The 18,098-nt window shown below is 48.2% G+C and carries 10 protein-coding genes; 6 read left to right on the top strand and 4 right to left on the bottom strand.

Going from position 1 to position 18,098, the window contains the following annotated elements:
- Positions 1–264: 264 nt before the first annotated feature.
- The 4 genes from FTO68_RS03190 to acs form a co-directional block, all read right to left on the bottom strand.
- Positions 265–1,323, bottom strand: a complete 1,059-nt coding sequence (locus tag FTO68_RS03190) for a hypothetical protein (protein WP_255331927.1) — start codon at positions 1,321–1,323, stop codon at positions 265–267.
- 79 nt (positions 1,324–1,402) lie between these two features.
- Positions 1,403–5,725 (bottom strand): right-handed parallel beta-helix repeat-containing protein, encoded by a 4,323-nt coding sequence (locus FTO68_RS03185; protein WP_255331926.1) that lies wholly within the window; start codon positions 5,723–5,725, stop codon positions 1,403–1,405.
- A 121-nt stretch (positions 5,726–5,846) separates the two neighbouring features.
- Entirely contained in the window at positions 5,847–7,094 is a 1,248-nt protein-coding gene (locus tag FTO68_RS03180) for an L-lactate MFS transporter (RefSeq protein ID WP_255331925.1), read from the bottom strand.
- A gap of 42 nt (positions 7,095–7,136) precedes the next feature.
- Positions 7,137–9,029, bottom strand: a complete 1,893-nt coding sequence (gene acs, locus FTO68_RS03175) for an acetate--CoA ligase (RefSeq protein ID WP_255331924.1) — start codon at positions 9,027–9,029, stop codon at positions 7,137–7,139.
- Positions 9,030–9,193: 164 nt separating this feature from the next.
- Here acs and FTO68_RS03170 point away from each other — a divergent pair, with 164 nt between their 5' ends.
- The 6 genes from FTO68_RS03170 (at position 9,194) to FTO68_RS03145 (ending at position 17,942) form a co-directional block, all read left to right on the top strand.
- Complete coding sequence (locus FTO68_RS03170; protein ID WP_255331923.1) at positions 9,194–10,624, top strand: PAS domain-containing protein; 1,431 nt, start codon at positions 9,194–9,196, stop codon at positions 10,622–10,624.
- Positions 10,625–10,666: 42 nt separating this feature from the next.
- Positions 10,667–11,476: a universal stress protein gene (locus FTO68_RS03165; RefSeq protein ID WP_255331922.1), complete on the top strand. Its 810-nt coding sequence runs from the start codon at positions 10,667–10,669 to the stop codon at positions 11,474–11,476.
- 12 nt (positions 11,477–11,488) lie between these two features.
- Complete coding sequence (locus FTO68_RS03160; RefSeq protein WP_255331921.1) at positions 11,489–12,991, top strand: BCCT family transporter; 1,503 nt, start codon at positions 11,489–11,491, stop codon at positions 12,989–12,991.
- A gap of 416 nt (positions 12,992–13,407) precedes the next feature.
- The gene (locus tag FTO68_RS03155; RefSeq protein WP_255331920.1) at positions 13,408–14,691 is read left to right on the top strand and encodes a class 1 isoprenoid biosynthesis enzyme; all 1,284 of its coding nucleotides are present in this window, start codon (positions 13,408–13,410) and stop codon (positions 14,689–14,691) included.
- A 576-nt stretch (positions 14,692–15,267) separates the two neighbouring features.
- Positions 15,268–16,245: a hypothetical protein gene (locus tag FTO68_RS03150; protein WP_255331919.1), complete on the top strand. Its 978-nt coding sequence runs from the start codon at positions 15,268–15,270 to the stop codon at positions 16,243–16,245.
- 176 nt (positions 16,246–16,421) lie between these two features.
- On the top strand, positions 16,422–17,942 hold the full coding sequence (locus FTO68_RS03145) for a sodium:solute symporter family protein (RefSeq protein ID WP_255331917.1): 1,521 nt from the start codon (positions 16,422–16,424) through the stop codon (positions 17,940–17,942).
- The last annotated feature ends 156 nt before the right edge of the window (positions 17,943–18,098 follow it).

Raw genomic sequence — 18,098 nt, 5'->3', positions numbered from 1 at the left:
CTTCAAGACGCTGGATTATTTCTTGCTGGTGCTGGATTGTTTCTTCATGACTATGGATGATTGTGACAAGTGCTTCAGGGTTATGTTGTGCCAGTGCAAGGATCTCGTCACGTTCCATAGTTCCATAACCCAAATATCTATTAATCTCTCATTATATAAGGATCTATCGGTCATACGGGCGTATTTTCCGAAAAGTGGGGGTGTGTGATGTGAGTTAAGGAGAGGTCAGGAGAGGGGGTGCTGACCTGTTACATAAAATGTAGATTATCGTCTATGATAGAACATAAATCCGGCCCCTGCAACAATGGCGATCACAACGATGATTACAGCTGTACCAAGTGGAAATTCGCCTCCTGGAACATCTGTACCGGGCTTTTCAGTTGCAATCCCTGCTTGTGTTGGATATGGGGAGTCTCTTTCCAGTCCTGATATATCATCAGCTGGCTCGGTTTCTCCTACTGGTAATTGTGTCTCTTCAACCGGAATTGTCGGAGTAGGTGTGATGGTGGGAGTTGGCATATCAATGAAGGATATTCCAGCACCTCCACCTCCTCCTCCGCCACCGCCCTTTCCGGGAGACCCAAGGATGGCGAATGTGGAGAAGTGAGTGGTCTCTCCCCAGGCTACTTTCGTGTTGGTATTGACGCCTCCGGAAAGTTGAGTCCAGCTGTTTCCATTCCACCAGTAGACCCGTATTGAAGATTCATCAATCCCGGCATAGTCAAGGCCGCCGTAGGCAAATCTGATGATAACCTTCTCGATTTTGTCATTTGTTATAGTGCTTGTGAGTGTGGCAAATCGTCCGGGTGATCGTAACGATGAGGGGATCATCTGGTTATCAGGCGGTTTTATAAACAGGGTGAAAATGAGACTTTCTTCATTAAAATCCTGATTAGTCGTCAAATCAACAGATAATCCATCTCCTGTAATAGTCACGGGTTGACCGGCGTTTGTATTGACAGGTTGGGTTGTACTCTCTTCCGGCCGTTCTTTTGGAAGTGCATCTCCTGCGGTGAGTGTCAGATTTGTTACCCCACCGCTTTCAAAGCTGGTTGATTCAGTTGCCTTCACACCATCTATGTAAAAAGCGATTGGATCTCCTGGATTCAGTGCGGCATCCCAGACGATCAGTTTTTCCCCGCCCGGATAGTCCGTCCCATAGTGTCCGGCTGGCATAACGGTGATCGATCCTACAGTTTTTCCATGAACCGAGGCAATAACGATGGATCCTTCGGGTGCTGCCAAACCATCAACTGTGTATATTGAACCATAGAATGCATGGGGGATCGTTTGGGGTACTTCTGCCAGTGCAGGAACGGCCATAAGAATAGCGAACAGTAGTATCGTGGTAATATATATGCTTTTTTTCATCATTGTTCCTCACAATAAAGGGTTTGGATTCTTAAAGATCCCATAACCAATACGGCATAGGAAGTGGGGTTGTTGAGAATCCGGCAAGTTGATCCGGATTCTCCATATAGATCCAATATCCACAGGTTGCATCCATGCCTGGGACAACGTCATACTCATTTCTTGTAAAGACCCAGGAACTCGGATTGATCGAGGGTGATATGACGATACTATATCCGGTCTTCCCATCTGCTGTCTCCTCAATTGAGGCGAGTGCCTTGATAACAGACGTCTCATAAGGCTCTCCCCACCAGAGATATTGTTCCCCAATCGGTTCAGTCAGCTCAACCAGATCATATGCAGGTCCAACAAGGTTCCATCCTCTGTTCAGATTCCGGACAGGCGGTCCGGTAATCTCGGGGCTGATCTGCACAGGAAGACGGTCAGAACTGTTCATCCTGATATAGACCGCATCAAGAGGATAGATTCGCGTGTTATCAGTTACCTGAACCCACTGCTGGTACGTTGGGTTCCATGAGTAGGCGACCATATAATCCAGACCATCACCGGATTCGGTGATCGATTTCCAGATGTTGTCCTCCAGTGCCAGTGGGAATGAGAGGGTATTCCATCCGGGAGTAAGACCGCTGCGGTAATCGTCACCACCGATGAAGGGAGAGCCTATCTCCAGGCCGAAGTAGGATTTTCCTGTCTCCTTCACCTCATCTGCCGGTCTTGTCAGCCAGGGTTCATAGAACGGGCTTCCCATGACCGTGCTTCCTGTTCCAGGGCCAATACCAGATGGGCCGCTTCCATCGCCCCACCAGTTATGGGATGCAAATGGCTCATAGATCTCCTCTCCATCATAATACGGAAGGCCCAGGTAACCGTTTTGGATATTGTTGAAGGTTGCATCACCCCCGATGGAGAGAATACCCAGATCCAGAGTAATCATATTATCCTCGGTCTCAACTCTGTCCCCATTGACGAAAGCCATCAATAGTGTGATAGATTCTCCATCTACCGTATTTCCGTCGATATATGAGGGGGCAAGGCTTACAATGCCGGCATCGACATTGACAATGGTGATCAGGGCAGTTGCATCCTCAAGGAGCTCTTCAGTCATAGCATAAATCATACCAAATGATCCTGAAGATGTGAGGACATCATTGTTGGCTATATATGATTCTCCTGTCAGGATTCCATTTGAGACGGCAATACCAATATTTGCCGCTCCTGCACCCGGATGATCGTAGTTGTCACTTCTAACGGTGTCTGAACCTTCCTCTGCAACAAATCCTCCGTTTAAGCTCATCTGTTGCGTTGCCACATTGATGGTATTCTCCAAAATAACTGCTTCAGGTGCAACGATACCAAAGCTCGCCGCTGCACATGCCGCAGCAGAGAGTGCAGTTGATGATCCATCAATGGGGGGAGCAAGCTCTTCCTCGGCAGCTGAGAGCGTCATGATTCCATTCATAATGGTGATGTTATTTCCTTCGATGAGATCCTCAATCTCATATGGATCTTTGATAGAAAGCAGATCAGCTCTCTCTTCATCCAGGATTGTATCTGAATCAAGCACTATGCCTGTGACCAGACCTGCCATTGCCGCAGCGCTGATGGCCATCCTGTCCTTTATTCTGTTCAAAGACTCAGTCATCACCTCATTTCTCTGCATAATCCGGATCTCATTATTCAGAACTGACGTATCATTAGCATCTGCAATAATTCCCATTGCAATGATCAGGTGTGCGGATGCAGCCGCGGAATCTGAAAACTCACTCTCTCCTCCACGTGCACCAGTCATAAACTGGCCATTATTTTCGATAGAAATACTGTTATCTGCTATTGTGATGCTATCCGCTGCTCCCCGGATGCCGAAGGTTGAGATCAGACCTGCCGATAGCGCTGCGGTATTGTTTACCATGAGATCTTCACTGTTTGCATATGATATGCTGATTGCATCAGTAATGAGCGAAAACTCGTTTTCATAGATCTCCATCTCCCCGTCAGCATACGCGAGGAGGCCATAACTGACCGAAACCGGGATGGCAGTGGAAAGATGCGAATTATTCAAAAATTCCAAATGATCCCCATTTTGTAAAAATCTCCAGTGTTCAAGGATTATTTCTGCCATCCTTGACCCTTCTCCAAGGAGTTCTGTATCCTCTGCATACTCAGCAAGAACGTCCTCGTCCCCACTCAGGATTGCATCGCGGATTGCAACTTTATCTGACTTTGGAAGATTCTCCCATTCATCCTTATTTTCATTGATGAGGTTGAGGAGAAATGCCTGTTCTACCTGATCGCTCCCAAAGAGCCGATCCACTAGCCCGATTCCTGAGGGAGCATTTTGTAAGAAGCTCTCTTCATATGGATCCAGGTCACCACCGGCAAGGAGAATGACATCCTGGAATACTGGCACATAATTATTCGAAATAACCGGATTATATACCTCTTCGAGGACGATCCCGGCAGTTGCGGTGCGAACCTGTGCAAGCGCTCTCTCTTCATCCTGCATCTCCGATTTGATTCTGGTAGTTCTCAGGGGGGATAGATCCAGATCCGATTCAATCATTTGTGTTAATTCTTCTGCTATATCTGTTGGATTGTGAGCCTTTTTGGAGAGAAGAGCAACATAGCGCTCCTGCATGCCGGGATTTGGCATATGATTCACTAACTCCTCTTCTTCATGGAGTGGTGTACCGGCAAGAGCCATTGATTGAGCTCCTGCAATAACCGAATTGCCGGATATGACCGGGTTGGAGATGGGCTCACCCCACCCTCCCTGAAGATACATTCCAGAGATTATGAGTTCCTCCTCAATACCTGCATATGAGTCCTCTTCAGACAATTCCTGGTAGGCGATGACAGTACCAAAGGCATGTATTACATTATCGAAGATCTCAGGCTCATCACTCCATGAGATCTCAAGTCCGGAAATGATGCCAAGTACACAGAGAGGATCTGCTTCCTCTTCTGCAAGGAGTATGTTCAACTGTGATGGAGCGATCGTTCCGGTTGGATCCCTGATAATCGTGTTCTCCACAATGGCAAGATTCTCTTTGACTCGGGTTTCATCACAGTTTTCGATGTAGACGCCATGCACCTGAACCCGTGACATTTCCGGAGTTCCGGTTGATAAGAGTCCATAATAAATGTCGTTTTCGATAATCTGAGCCTTATATGAGTCAAATGCGAGTATGCCGGCAGGTCGTCTTAATCCATAATGGCCTGCTGTTCTGGTACAGTCAACCTCCACATTGATCTGATTCTGCAGAACACGCCCTTTCTCAGAGTAGCCAAGCCTGATTCCAACCGGCTGGACATACTCTCCACTCGCGAAAACTCCGACCTCATTCCCTTCAATCAGCGCCAGATTGCCTGACCCATAGATACCTACCAGGGCGGTGGAGCCGGTTGAGTGACCCCTAACCCCAACGGAGTTATTCAATATATGTACTCTCTCTGATGAACAGGATCGAATGCCCCAGATATCAGTATATATATCATATTCCTCCTCCTCACTGTTGACACCGATGGATGCAACCTGATTATTCAGTACAGTAACGTCATTGCTTTCGGTAATATAGATTCCATCTGTTCCTATCCATGAATATGAGACACCGACAGGAGGAAAGCATACCCTATCTTCATCATAAAGACGGGCTGACAGACCAGTACGTGCAACCCCAACAGGCACTATATCTGATCCGGTTGATAGAACTATAATCTGATTTTCCTCAAACGTTGCATCTGATATTCCACTCGCAACAATGCCCGACTGAACGGAGTGCCCAACATTCAGCACCAGATTACGCACTATCCGGATGTCATCCCCCTCTTCAACAAAAATCCCGGATGTTTCATTATCTGTCTCGGTGGAGAGAGCAATCGTGTTGTCCATTAAACTGATCGAGTCGGCGTTGTGTGCGTAGATCCCTCTTTTGCTGGCATTCCGAATGTCAAATCCTCTGAAGGAGACACCACTGGCGCCTATCTCAACACCGTTCTCTGCACCCCCGGCATCAATAATTACCTGGACGGGATCGGTTGATGCCAGGTGGGCGATGTTTGTAACATATACACTTTTATTGATCGTAAGGGATTCGTTGTATGTGCCGCCAAATACCCACACCTCTCCATCAGGTGCTACACCATCAACTCCAGCCTGGATGCGTGAGAAGTTCAGGTATCCCCAATCAGGTGTTTCTTCAGTATATGATTCATTTACATAGACCCTCTGTGGGAGGGTTTCTGCTGCTGCGGGTGCAATCAGCACCCAGCTGATCAGCACCAGCAGAAAAAGAAATAATACGGGTTTTTTCCCGGTTATCACGCCTTTCATCATTATCACCTCTACCAGATTCATATCCGGACAATAAAATAATCGCTAATACGGGATGCCGATATATATATGTTGTTAATTAGTTCCAAAATTTTTTGTTTAATTATTGATATCTTTGGGATGAGAGAAAAAAGTGGGATTTTCCTTATTTTTGGTTCTGTACTGGTTTCATCAGGAAGAACGCAATCACTGCTCCAACCAGTGCCAGCACCACGATATAGGGGAAAACTCCGATATATCCGCCAGTCGTTGCCTTTATGAATCCGGCAAGCTGCGGCCCGGCTATTGCACCGGCACCGTATGCCAGAAACACAATGCCATAACATCGCGGATAATCGCAGGTGCCGAAGTACCGTGCAGTTGCAGTCGGTGCTATTGCCAGCCACCCTCCAAGGCACCCCCAGAGTATACAGAATGATACAATGTAGGTGATCCGGGAAGGGATCTGCCAGAGCATAAGTGATGCGCCTGCAATCAGCAGAAACGAGATGACTGCTGCCTGCTTCGGCCGCAGTAGATCTGTCAGCCACCCAAAGGCAGGCCTGCCGCCGCCATTGAAGATTGCAAACACTCCGACAAGTGCTGTTGCAAGAACCGGCGTGATCCCGACAACCTCGACACCAACCGGCTGGGCAATGGATATTGCCATTAAGCCTGCAAGGCACCCGATGAAGTAGCAGACCCAGAGCCCATAGAAAGTCGGAGTTCTGATCATCATGTGAGGGTTGCACTCACAGGTCTCAGCCGAAGCAGATACCGTTGGCGACCATCCCGCGGGAACCCATCCAGGCTCTGGAAACCGAAGAGGCATTGAGGTGATCAGGATGATGATCAGAAATGCAGCTCCGAAGATCCTGAATGTGTCCATGACACCGACCATCGGGATAAGGATTCCGGCAATGTTTGCCGATATGAAGGCCGAGAAGCCAAATCCAAGCAGTGCAAGGCCAACAGCCAGCCCCCGGCGGTCCGGGAACCAGCGTGTGGCAAGGGCCACAGGCACGCCATAGGCTATGCCGACACCTGCACCGCCGATCACCCCGTAGACGATATAGAGCATCTCAACAGATGTTGCAGTCGATGCAAGAAGCCAGCCAAGTGCCGTGAGAAGGCCTCCTACGATAGTCGTCTTTCTCGGACCCCATATATCTATATATTTCCCGGCAAGCGGCATTGCGATTGCAAAAGCGGCAAGGAATATGGAGAAGGGCATCAGCACCTCACCAGCGGTCACCGTCTTTCCGAGATCTGTCATGAAGTACTCTGTGAGGGGTGTCACAAAAACACTCCATGCATAGATACTCCCAAGACAGAGGTTGATGATCAGACCTGACAGTACAAAGATCCATCGACCTTTCTCGAGTGGGAGCCCGAATAGATGTGTATCATTCATGGTTCAACCAGGGGTTTCATTTCAATAAAGGAGAAGGAATAGTTATTCTTCCAGGGTGGATATGTCACCCGGGTCGATTCCCATCTCCTGTGCTTTTAAGACTCGACGCATGATCTTGCCGCTCCTCGTCTTTGGCAGCGAGGAGACGAATTCGATCTCAGATGGCATGGCGATCGGCCCGATGCTCATCCTTACATGATAGATAAGCTCGTTCTTCAGCTTCTCGCTCTGCTCATATCCAAGCCTGAGTATGACGAATGCCTTGATCGCCTGCCCTTTCATCGCATCGGGTTTGCCGATGACTGCCGATTCTGCGACCGCCTCATGAGAGACGAGAGCGCTCTCAACTTCAGCGGTTCCGATATTATGGCCAGCAACGATGATGATGTCGTCAGATCGGCCCAGCACCATGATATAGCCATCCTTATCCTTCACTGCAAGGTCGCCTGCAGTATAGAAAGGCTCGATTGTGGACCAGTACTGGCGGTACCGCTCGTCGTTCTTATGAACCGTCCGCATCATTGAGGGCCATGGCTCCTTGATGACAAGCAGCCCCCCGACATTCGGCGGGGTCGGGTTGCCTTCCTTGTCGACGACGTCAACCTGGACGCCCGGGATCGCTTTTCCAGCAAAGCCGGGTTTCATCGGCTCGCCGACGAGGGTTGTGATCATGTGCATCCCGGTCTCGGTCTGCCACCAGGTATCCAGGATCGGGCATACGGATTTGCCGATGACACGATGGTACCACTCAAATGCTTCAGGGTTAAGCGGCTCTCCGACCGATCCGATGATCCTGAGTGAGTCCAGGTTTGCCTTATTCGGCCACTCTTCACCGAATTTCATGAACATCCGGATTGCAGTCGGTGCAGTATAGAAGATCGTGACCCCAAACTCCTCGATGATCTTCCACCAGACGCTTGGGTCCGGATAATCAGGGACTGTCTCGGTGATCAGGATCGTCGCCCCTGCGGCAAGCGGGCCGTAGACGATGTAGCTGTGCCCGGTGATCCAGCCGGGATCGGCAGTACACCAGTGGACATCGTTCTCTTTTAAGTCGAAGATGTACTTTGTCGTGTAGTACGTCCCGACCATGTACCCCCCGGTTGTGTGGACGATACCTTTGGGCTGGCCGGTGGTCCCTGAGGTATAGAGGATGAAGAGCGGATCTTCTGCATCCATGACTTCGGGTTCGCATTCCTTTCCAGCCTCATTCAGGAGCTCGTAGTAATCGATCTCCATTTCGGAGACGAGTTCAACCTGTGGCCTGGTTCTCCTGACAACGACGATCTTCTCGACACTCGGAGCATTGACGACGGCCTCACCAACGATTGATTTGAGGGGGACATGCTTGCCGCGGCGGTATCCGACATCTGCGGTGATGACGACTTTTGCCGATGCATCGCGGATGCGGGTGTGTAATGCGGCTGCTCCAAACCCTCCGTAGACGATACTGTGGACAGCACCGATTCTGGCACATGCGAGCATTGCAACGATATGCTCAGGGATGAGCGGCATGTAGATACAGACAGTATCGCCTTTTTTGATGCCCAGGTTCTTCAGGGCATTTGCACACCGCTGCACCTCGCGGTGGAGCTGGCGATAGGTGAATATCCGCTCCTGCTCCTCTTCCTCACCACGCCAGATCAATGCGACCTTGTTTCTGAGCTCGCTGTTGACATGCCTGTCAAGGCAGTTGAATGTGATGTTTGTCTTTGCATTGACAAACCATTTCGCATAGGGGTGTTTCCACTCCTTTACTGCATCCCATGGCTTGAACCAGCTGAGCTCTTTTGCAATACCGTCCCAGAAGCCATCGGGATCTTTCAGATAGCGGTTGTACGCCGTCTCCCAGTCACCGATATTCGAATTCTCCATATAGGAGGAATCCGGCTTGTAGGTCTTAGCTTCGAGTTTAACATCGAAAGATTCGGACATAATCTTCTCCTCCATGCACAAAGTCATGGAACCATAGAACCCGAAGGGCCCTTATGCAGTGCTTTACATACACAAATTAGAATGCAATATAGATAAACCTTATATTTGCTGAACACATATGCACTGCATAAGCAGATCAATGCCTTAAACGGAGATTATGGAAAATGACAGGCCAATCCGGGGAAATGATCCAGATCAAGGAGTTATTGAAGAGAAATCCACGTGGAATGAGTATAACAGAGATCTCTTCTGCACTGCATCTCCACAGAAACACTGCTGCCAAATACCTTGACACGCTCAAGCTCAGGGGCGATGTGGATAGAAAAGAGATTGGAACCGCACGAAATTACTTTCTTGTACAGAGAATCCCCGTCTCTTCCCTGCTCCCATACTGGCCCGCCCCATTGATCATCTGTGATCTTCGCCTGAATACAGTGATGGTGACAGAGGGGATACTCTCCCTCCTTGAGTGCTCACTGGATGTGATGTATGGCGTTCCAATCGATGAGATCCCGATCTCATTGTTTAAAGATCCCCGGATACGGGAGATCTGCCATAATGCCGTCCAGGGAGAGACACGGACACATACCTTCAGGGCAACTGTCAGAAAGAAGGATTTGCTTCTTCGGATCCAGGGGATTCCGGTCGTCTTTGATACAGGACGGGATGGAGCGGCACTCGCTTTCTTTGATGAAACAGCGCACCAGTCCACTTCAAAGGAACTTGATCTGCTGAAACAGCAATATGCAGCCCTCCAGACCGGACAGAGAGAATATATCGCCCATCTGGACAACAAACTCCGTATTACATACCTCAACACCCCATTTGCAGCCCGCACCCAGAGAAGTGGGAAGCAGGCGGAGGGAATCCCCTTTACCTCACTTTTCCCGGCACAGATCCTTCATGAGATAGAGGAGCTCCTTTCGGAGATCACAATTTCAAATCAATCGGCTTCTATTGAACTGATGATGATCCGAAATGATGGAACCCTCGGCCACGAAGAATGGGACCTTAGGGCCATCTTTGACGAGCAGGGGGGGATCACTGCATACCATGCAACAGGCAGGGATATCACCGAGCTGGCACGGTGCAGGGAGCAGCTTGAGCAGTACCACAGGAATTTTGAAGACCTCATCGAGGACAGAACCCGATCCCTCCAGGAGGCAAACAGGATGCTGATGGCAACAATCCGGGAGAAAGAGGAGCTTGAAAGGGACCTGCTCTTCATACAGTTCGCCTTCGATCATGCCTCGGATTCGATCCTTCTTCTTAATGAGGAGGGGCAGATCATCAGGGCGAACCAGACGGCATCCACCCTCCTTGGCTATATGGTTGAAGAACTCCAGGAACTCCATGTCTCCGTAATCAACCCCTCAATCACACGATCTGCATGGAACAAGATCTGGAAAGACGGGTACCCGGGAAAACGGATGCGCACCCGTTCAATCCACAGAATGAAAAACGGCAGGATCCTGAATGTGGATGTGTCCCGAACCTTTGTCCGGTTCCTTGATCAGATGTACTTCTGCTCGATTGCCAGGCCGCTTGAGGATAAGGACGATTGTATTGACGAGACGATGCCAGCAGATTCATAATGCCATGGGATGACACTAACAGGAAAAAGCGGGATATGAGAGATGTTTGAGAAGACACTGATTCCGGTTGCATATGGGGAGAGGCCGGATGAGCTGAGAAAGATCGGACGCATCCTTAAAAGTCTTGGCTCTGAATCGATCTGCCTCTTCCATGTGAGTGACACCGACTCATTCTTCGGCGGATCGGATCTCTCATGGCTTATGCTGTTAAAGGAGGCACTTGAGGAGATCGGGCTTAATGTTCGGATTTGGACAGGAAGCGACCATATCGCATCAGCCATTGCAGAGGCGGCACTTCTGGAAGGTGCAGATGAGATCTACCTGAAGGCAAAACGGCGCTGGCAACTCCGCTCAATACTCCTTGGAAGCGTGTCACGGGATCTCCTCAGGCTTGCCGACACCCCCGTCTTTGTCCATAAGATCCGGCCACTTCTGCCGGGAGAGGGAGAGGGGACGATCACCCGTGATGATCTGATCGTTCTCTACGCGACTGACTTTGACGAGGCATCAAACCGGCCACTGCCATATGTGATGCAGTTCAAGGGCGGCTGGTGCCATATTCTCCATATCCGGGGAAGGCGGGCAGACCCGGGATCCGAGAAGAGGAAAAGTTCTGAAGTGAAAGAGAAACTCTCCAGTCTTGAGGAGGAGCTTCGTCCGTACTATGGGCGTGTCACCTCAGAGGAGAGGATCGGCAATGCAGCAAACGAAGTCCTTTTTGTATCAGATCAGATAAAGGCCGATGTGATCATCCTCGGTAGACGCAGACCAGCATTTCTCTCATCACCGATGGGAGATACGGCTGAGAGGATCGTCAGCGGATCGAAGGCATCCATCTTTCTTGTACCATAAGGAGATGTTCAGATGAATCGGTCATATTTCAGAAAGGAAACAGTTTTTCTCCTCTCTTCAGGGATCATTTTCCTCTTTATTATCGCCGGGGTATTGCAGCCGGATCTTCTTGATGCAGCAGCATCTGCCATCCATTCAGGAATTCTTGACAACTTCAGCTGGCTCTACCTGATATCCGCATTCTTCTTCCTTATATTCGTCATTTCCATTGCATTATCGAAGTATGGAACTATCAGGCTCGGATATGATGCAGAGCGGCCGCAGTATACCTTCTTTGGCTGGGTCGCGATGCTGTTTGCTGCTGGTATGGGGATTGGCCTCCTTTTCTGGGGTGTTTCAGAGCCACTGGTTCACTTCCTCACGCCCCCTCCGTTTCTTGAGCCGCTCTCCCCCGAATCGGCAGCTTTTGCGATGAGGTATGCATTCTTCCACTGGGGGGTGCATCCATGGGCGATATATACGGTTGTCAGCCTATCAATTGCATACTTCTCGTTCCGGCGGGGTATGCCTGCGTTGATCAGCTCCTGTTTCTATCCGGTACTGGGGGATCGGATCTATGGGATGCCGGGAAAGGTGGTGGATATCCTTGCTGTCTTTGCAACCGTCTTTGGAACAGCAACTTCGCTTGGGTTTGGAGCACTCCAGATCCACTCGGGTTTAACCCACCTTTATGGGATCTCATCTGCGATCTCTGTTACCATCGGAATCATTGTGGTTGCGACCGCCTTTTTCATGGCTTCAGCCATCCTCGGTATTGAGAAAGGTGTCCAGGTCCTTTCTAAAATCAATATTCTGCTTGCGATCGTGCTTCTTATCTTCATCCTTCTTCTGGGTTCAACCCCATATATCCTGAATGTCTTCTCCTCAGCACTCGGTGGATATATCAACAACGTCATTGACCTAAGCCTTCAGGCATACCCGTTTGCCGGATATGAATGGAGCCGTGACTGGACGGTCTTCTACTGGGCATGGTGGATCTCATGGTCCCCGTTTGTCGGGCTCTTTATCGCACGGATCTCACGGGGCAGGACGATCCGGGAGTTTGTCATGACGGTGCTCACCGTGCCGACTCTATTTACCTTCATCTGGTTCTCGATCTTTGGGGGATCGGCGCTGTATCTTGAGTTGAACACAGGTGTTGACCTGGCGTCGGTTGCCGGAGAGGATGTATCGCTTGCCCTGTTTGTCTTTTTTGAGCACTACCCGTTTGCCGGGGTGCTTTCGCTGCTTGCAATCCTCCTCCTTTCTATCTTCTTTGTCACCTCGGCAGATTCGGCAACGGTGGTGCTCGGTTCACTTACCGCTGGTGGAAATCTGGCCGTTCCGATGTACAAGAAGGCAATATGGGGTTTTTCTCTTTCGGCAGTTGCAATTATTCTTCTCATGACGGGGGGGCTTGATGCACTGCAGAAGATGGCAATTACTGCTGCATTCCCCTTCATGATCGTGATGATCATCCTCTGCTATACGCTCTGGATCGGGGTGTCACAGGAGGAGGAGAGGGTTTCTGAGTGAATTGTTTGCATCCGGCAAAACCCCCCACAATCAAAGAGTGATGATTCCAACCGATATCCTGGCGAAGAGCACCATGCATAGAGATCAGTGATTGTTATGGCTGTTATGTGAACAACCGATACTAAGAAATAGTATCAGTTATGACAATGCACTGTTTTCCAGGAGAGAACAGGTGGTCACCGACAGATCAACCGGCATACCATCAATACACCCTCTCAAAGGATGTGCAATTTATGACTATTCAGGATCTGATGCATTCCCTTACCGAAAAAACGCCAAATACTGATATTTTTTCTATCTCATATACATGTGCGCAAAAGGATTATGAGGAACTCTGTGACTTCATAATGGTTGGTTATAATCCTGATGCAATATATTGGGAGATTCGGTCAGAGAGGAGAAGACTTCAGCATCTGATGAGGATAAAAACAGTTTTAAAAACTATTGACAGATTACTGAAGACTGGTTTTGAATATAAAATGCGATCAGAGGAGATCCGATCGGCAGAAGAGAAACTAATCCGTTTTTCAATGATGAGGGATTTTGGTGCTGATGCATCCGCTCTCATGATTGGAGCGGAGATCCCGGAATGGTCAGATGTCCTGAAAGGGATGGAGCGTGATTTTCAGCAAAATCTGATAGAATCTCCAGCATTATTTCTCCGGATTGCGCAACAATTTTTAAGAACCGATGAGGAGGAACCCTTTCTTTCCCTCTATTCATATATCAGGGAATTTATCTCTGTCTGCCCTGAAAAATACCTCGAAAACGGGGTCTTTGGTAAATTCATGCGATCCATTTTTGGGGTCTTTGCGTATTCGAAGAGGAGTGGAAAAACGAATTATCATGATATTGCACGTCTTTCCGGATATTTCGCAACAACATATCTCTATGATGATATCATCGATGATCCGATGTATAATCAAACTGAGAAAGACCTGTATGCCCGGAATGTATTTAGTATTCTGGAGTCAGAAGATGTTACATGCCCACATTATTCAGATGATCCATTAATGGCATTTTCAGAAGCGGCTTTTTCCGGGATTCGTATGATCCTTGATGAAGAGCGTGCCAGAATGGTGTCGCGTTCATATCTTGCCATTGCAAGGGCGACATATATCGGATCACAATGGGCTCCCTCAGATACATTAACTGGTGTGGAGCTCTATTCAATCGCCACTATTAAAGCAGCCTATACCCGTATTATTCCAGCAATTTTAGCCGGATATACAATTGATGATGTTTTTCTCTCTTTTTGTATGAGGGCAGGGCTTATCTATCAATTGACAGATGATCTCCGTGATATTACCGATGATCTACATAATCTGACAATCACTCCATTCACGTACTATTACCTGAACCAAACAGATCCAAAAATCCATCCAATCTCTCTGTTTCTTGCAGCAATCAGCCGGATATCAGATGAAAATCTTTTGGCTATTCCTGATGCACGGAGGCTCTGGATAATGCGCCTCACTCATTCGATACGGCAGCTCACCCTTAAAAACAAAGGAAATAATACGCAAGGTTTCCTTCTGGATATGAAATTTCCCATGAATTGTTGCTTAAAAGAGCTTGAATTGATTGCGGCATGTAGTGATCTGATCGTAGATATTGAAGCAGAAGCTGCAAAGGCATTTTCAGATTGTGCTGTTATGCTCCGTTGCGGGTGTAGTAACGCCTCAGTATATGGCCATTGACAACAAAGGAAACAATTGTGCGGAAAAGCCTGGCATCTAATCTACGGATTCAGAATATGGGTGTTATGACTGATGTATCAATCAATTGAGGGGTACAGGCTGCAGAGGGTGCTCGATTGTCTCTATGGAAGAATATCAAATCAGCATCTGTACGATCTTTCATATGAATACCTTCAGCATGATTTTTGGGATTTATTACATTTTGGAGCAGGGGGTTATGATCCGGATACCCTTATTCGAAGCATCAGTGAAAATAAAAGGAGACTGAAGAGACGGTATCGTATTCATCGATTTCTACGACGCAGCAATGGCTCGATCCAAGAAATAATTGAGCGTTATATTACCAATTATGAATTGTATAGAGACGCTCTCTCATATTATCGGTATGCCTCTCTCCGGGATAAAGGAGTTATCCGAAGCTCAGCTGATATAAAGATCTTTAAAAGAAAGCTTCAGATGATGGCCCTTTCATTTCGAATCAGGTCTTCAGCATCATCAGATGAAGATTTTTTCACTATCGATACATTTACCCACATATTCCGGAAGGTAACCGGCTGTAATGGTAAAGAGGCAGAAATGTTACGTGACGGGATTATCACATTCATTGATTTCTGTCCGAAACGATATCTTGAGCGAGGTTTATTTGCTAAATATCTTGGTTCTCTCATGGGAGTGTACCGGTATGGTTATGAAAGTCACGGGCTTGATCTGCACCAAATAATTGAGATTGGCGGGTGTTTTGGGGTTGAATATCTTTTCGATGAGATAATTGATGATCCTGGCTATTCGGGTATTGAAAAAGAACGTTATTACAGCCGTATTATGCAGATACTTGAGAGCAGGAGGGGTGAGTTGTTCGTCTTTTCTGACGATTTGCTCATGGCTTTCACCGAGCAGGCGCTTGTCAGATTACGGGATATGCTTCCTCCAATGAGATGGACTATGGTTTCAATGGCATTTTCGGTACTTGCCATTTCATCATTAAAGGGTGGGCAATGGAGCCTTCAGGATACTCTCTCAGATGAGGATCTGTATGTTCAGGCAGCCCTGAAGGGAGCCTATACCCGGATTATCGCTGCCGTTTTAGGGGGAATGGATATAACCGGGGGTTTCCTCAGGCACGTCTTTCGATCGGGATATCTATACCAATTGCCAGATGATCTCCGAGATATCTTCGATGATAGAGAGAATGGAAATGTCACACCATTCAATTATTACTATCTGGGAGCAAACCGGATCCAGTATCATCCATTGATCATTCTGCTTATTGCCGTCTCCCGAATCTCATCTGTTGATTACCCGGGGATGAAGGATGCAACTGATTTGTATATGTCCTGCATATATCAGTCATTGAAAAAATTGTACCTCAAAGAGGGAACTGGGGATCTCTGTGCTCTTTTTGAAGATATTCATATCCCAGATCTTCCGATCACCCGGCATCTCTGCTGCACCGGGCATTATTACTCCATGACTCGTGACTTTGAAACCGAGATTGCAGCAAAATGCCGTGATTTCTCTCTTGAAATGAAAGATACAATCTCCGATCTCACGTAAATGATTGTCTGGTACACGATTCAATTCGAGCATGTTATATGCTAGCATGTCACACATTAGCATTGTATGATGTTTGGATTACCTGACCTGACTTTTTTCTCCGTATTGGGGACGATACTTGTCATCATCGTTTTGTTGATCATATGGGCTCTGAGATTCCCGGAGGATGACTGAGTATGGCTGATCCGATGACGTTTGTCATAATCATTTTCTATTTCCTTGTGTTGATCGGTATTGGTGCCTGGGCATCACGGAAGATCATGAATACCGAGGACTATATTCTCGCGGGCCGATCACTCGGCTTCTGGGTATTTACTATCCTGATGGTCGCTTCCATCTGCAGCGGGATGACCCTTCTCGGGGTATCCGGGCTTGGATATGCCTCCGGTTGGCCGACAATCTGGGAGCAGATCTTTGTTCCTGCGGCCGCAGCCTTCTGTATCACGATCTTTGGGATGAAACTCCATACTGTCGGGCGTGAGAACGGATATCTTACGCTTGAGGATTATTTTGCTCACAGGTTCGAGAGTGTGAAGCACCTTCGCGGCCTTTCTGCCATCGCCGGGATTACTGTTTCACTGATTTACCTTGTAGGGCAGTATACCGCAATCAGCATCGTCCTTATCTGGCTCTTTGGGATAGAGCACTGGCAGGCTCTTATTATCGCTGGTATCATCATAACGACGTACACGGTTATTGGGGGCCTCTATGCGGTCTCATGGACAACCCTTATCCAGGGACTGATATTGATTTTTGGTGTCGTTGCGATTGCACCTTTCCTGATCATGCGGGCGGGAGGATTAACCCATATCAATGAGGTGCTCAGCACCATTGATCCAAATCTTGTTGCCCCGTGGTACCCAACCCCTGTCTATGCAGGATATGCCTTTGCAACACCCGAGTTCCTCTTCTCATTTGCAATCCTCCTGATGGTGGGGCTTGCGTGTGCTCCGCATGTGATCAATAATGTCCTTGCTGCAAAAGAGACGAAATACTTCAAATGGTCTCCCCTGATTGCGTTTCTTATCTATCTTGTGGTGATGTTCCTTGTCAAATTTGTCGGGTTCGCTGTCCGCGTACTTGTCGAAGAAGGCCAGATCATCCTCCCCGAAGCTATCAATGCGCAGGACTTTTCATTCATCCTTGGAGTCGAGTTCGCCGCACCAAATATGCTTATCTGGGCATTCTTTGCGGTTATTGTTCTTGCTGCTGTGATGTCAACAACCGATCGCCTGATGCTCACCATCGGGACGATCTTCTCCTGGGATATCTATAAAAACATCCTCCATCCGGAAGCGTCAACAAAGAAAGTCCTCACCATATCAAAAGCCTCTGTCTTCTTAGCAGCCGTTATATCGCTAATCCTTGCCATCAATCCCCCGGAGATGCTTGCCTGGCTGATCTGGATGGGGATTGGTGTTATGCTTTCAACGTTTGCAATCCCGATCCTTGGAGGGCTCTACTGGCGCGGAGCAACGACAAAAGGCGCACTTGCGGCAATGGTATGTGGACTTATCGGATCCGGTGTCTTCGGGTATTACCACCAGTACGTGGCAAAGCTCCCGGTTCACTTCAGCCTGTATTCGGTGACACTGGCACTGATTGCATTAATCATTGTGAGTCTTTTCACCACAAAGAACAGCGAGAAGGTACTGGATGAGACGATGACCGGGTGGTACATCTTCAGAAAAAAGTAGGATTTGATTACCACGAGTGAGGGGGAAATAGGAACAATTATACTATCTCTCACCCTCAGAACAACTATCATTTTGCCTTTGCAAGGGAATATGAGAAACTGGGGGCTTATGAACCGGCATGGCTCTCACTATCCGGGCTGATCGGACGAATGTGTG

The sequence above is a fragment of the Methanocalculus taiwanensis genome, assembly GCF_024372745.1.
Classification (GTDB): domain Archaea; phylum Halobacteriota; class Methanomicrobia; order Methanomicrobiales; family Methanocorpusculaceae; genus Methanocalculus; species Methanocalculus taiwanensis.
Note: the sequence above shows the minus strand (reverse complement) of the source record. Positions and strands in the feature narration are given on the sequence as shown.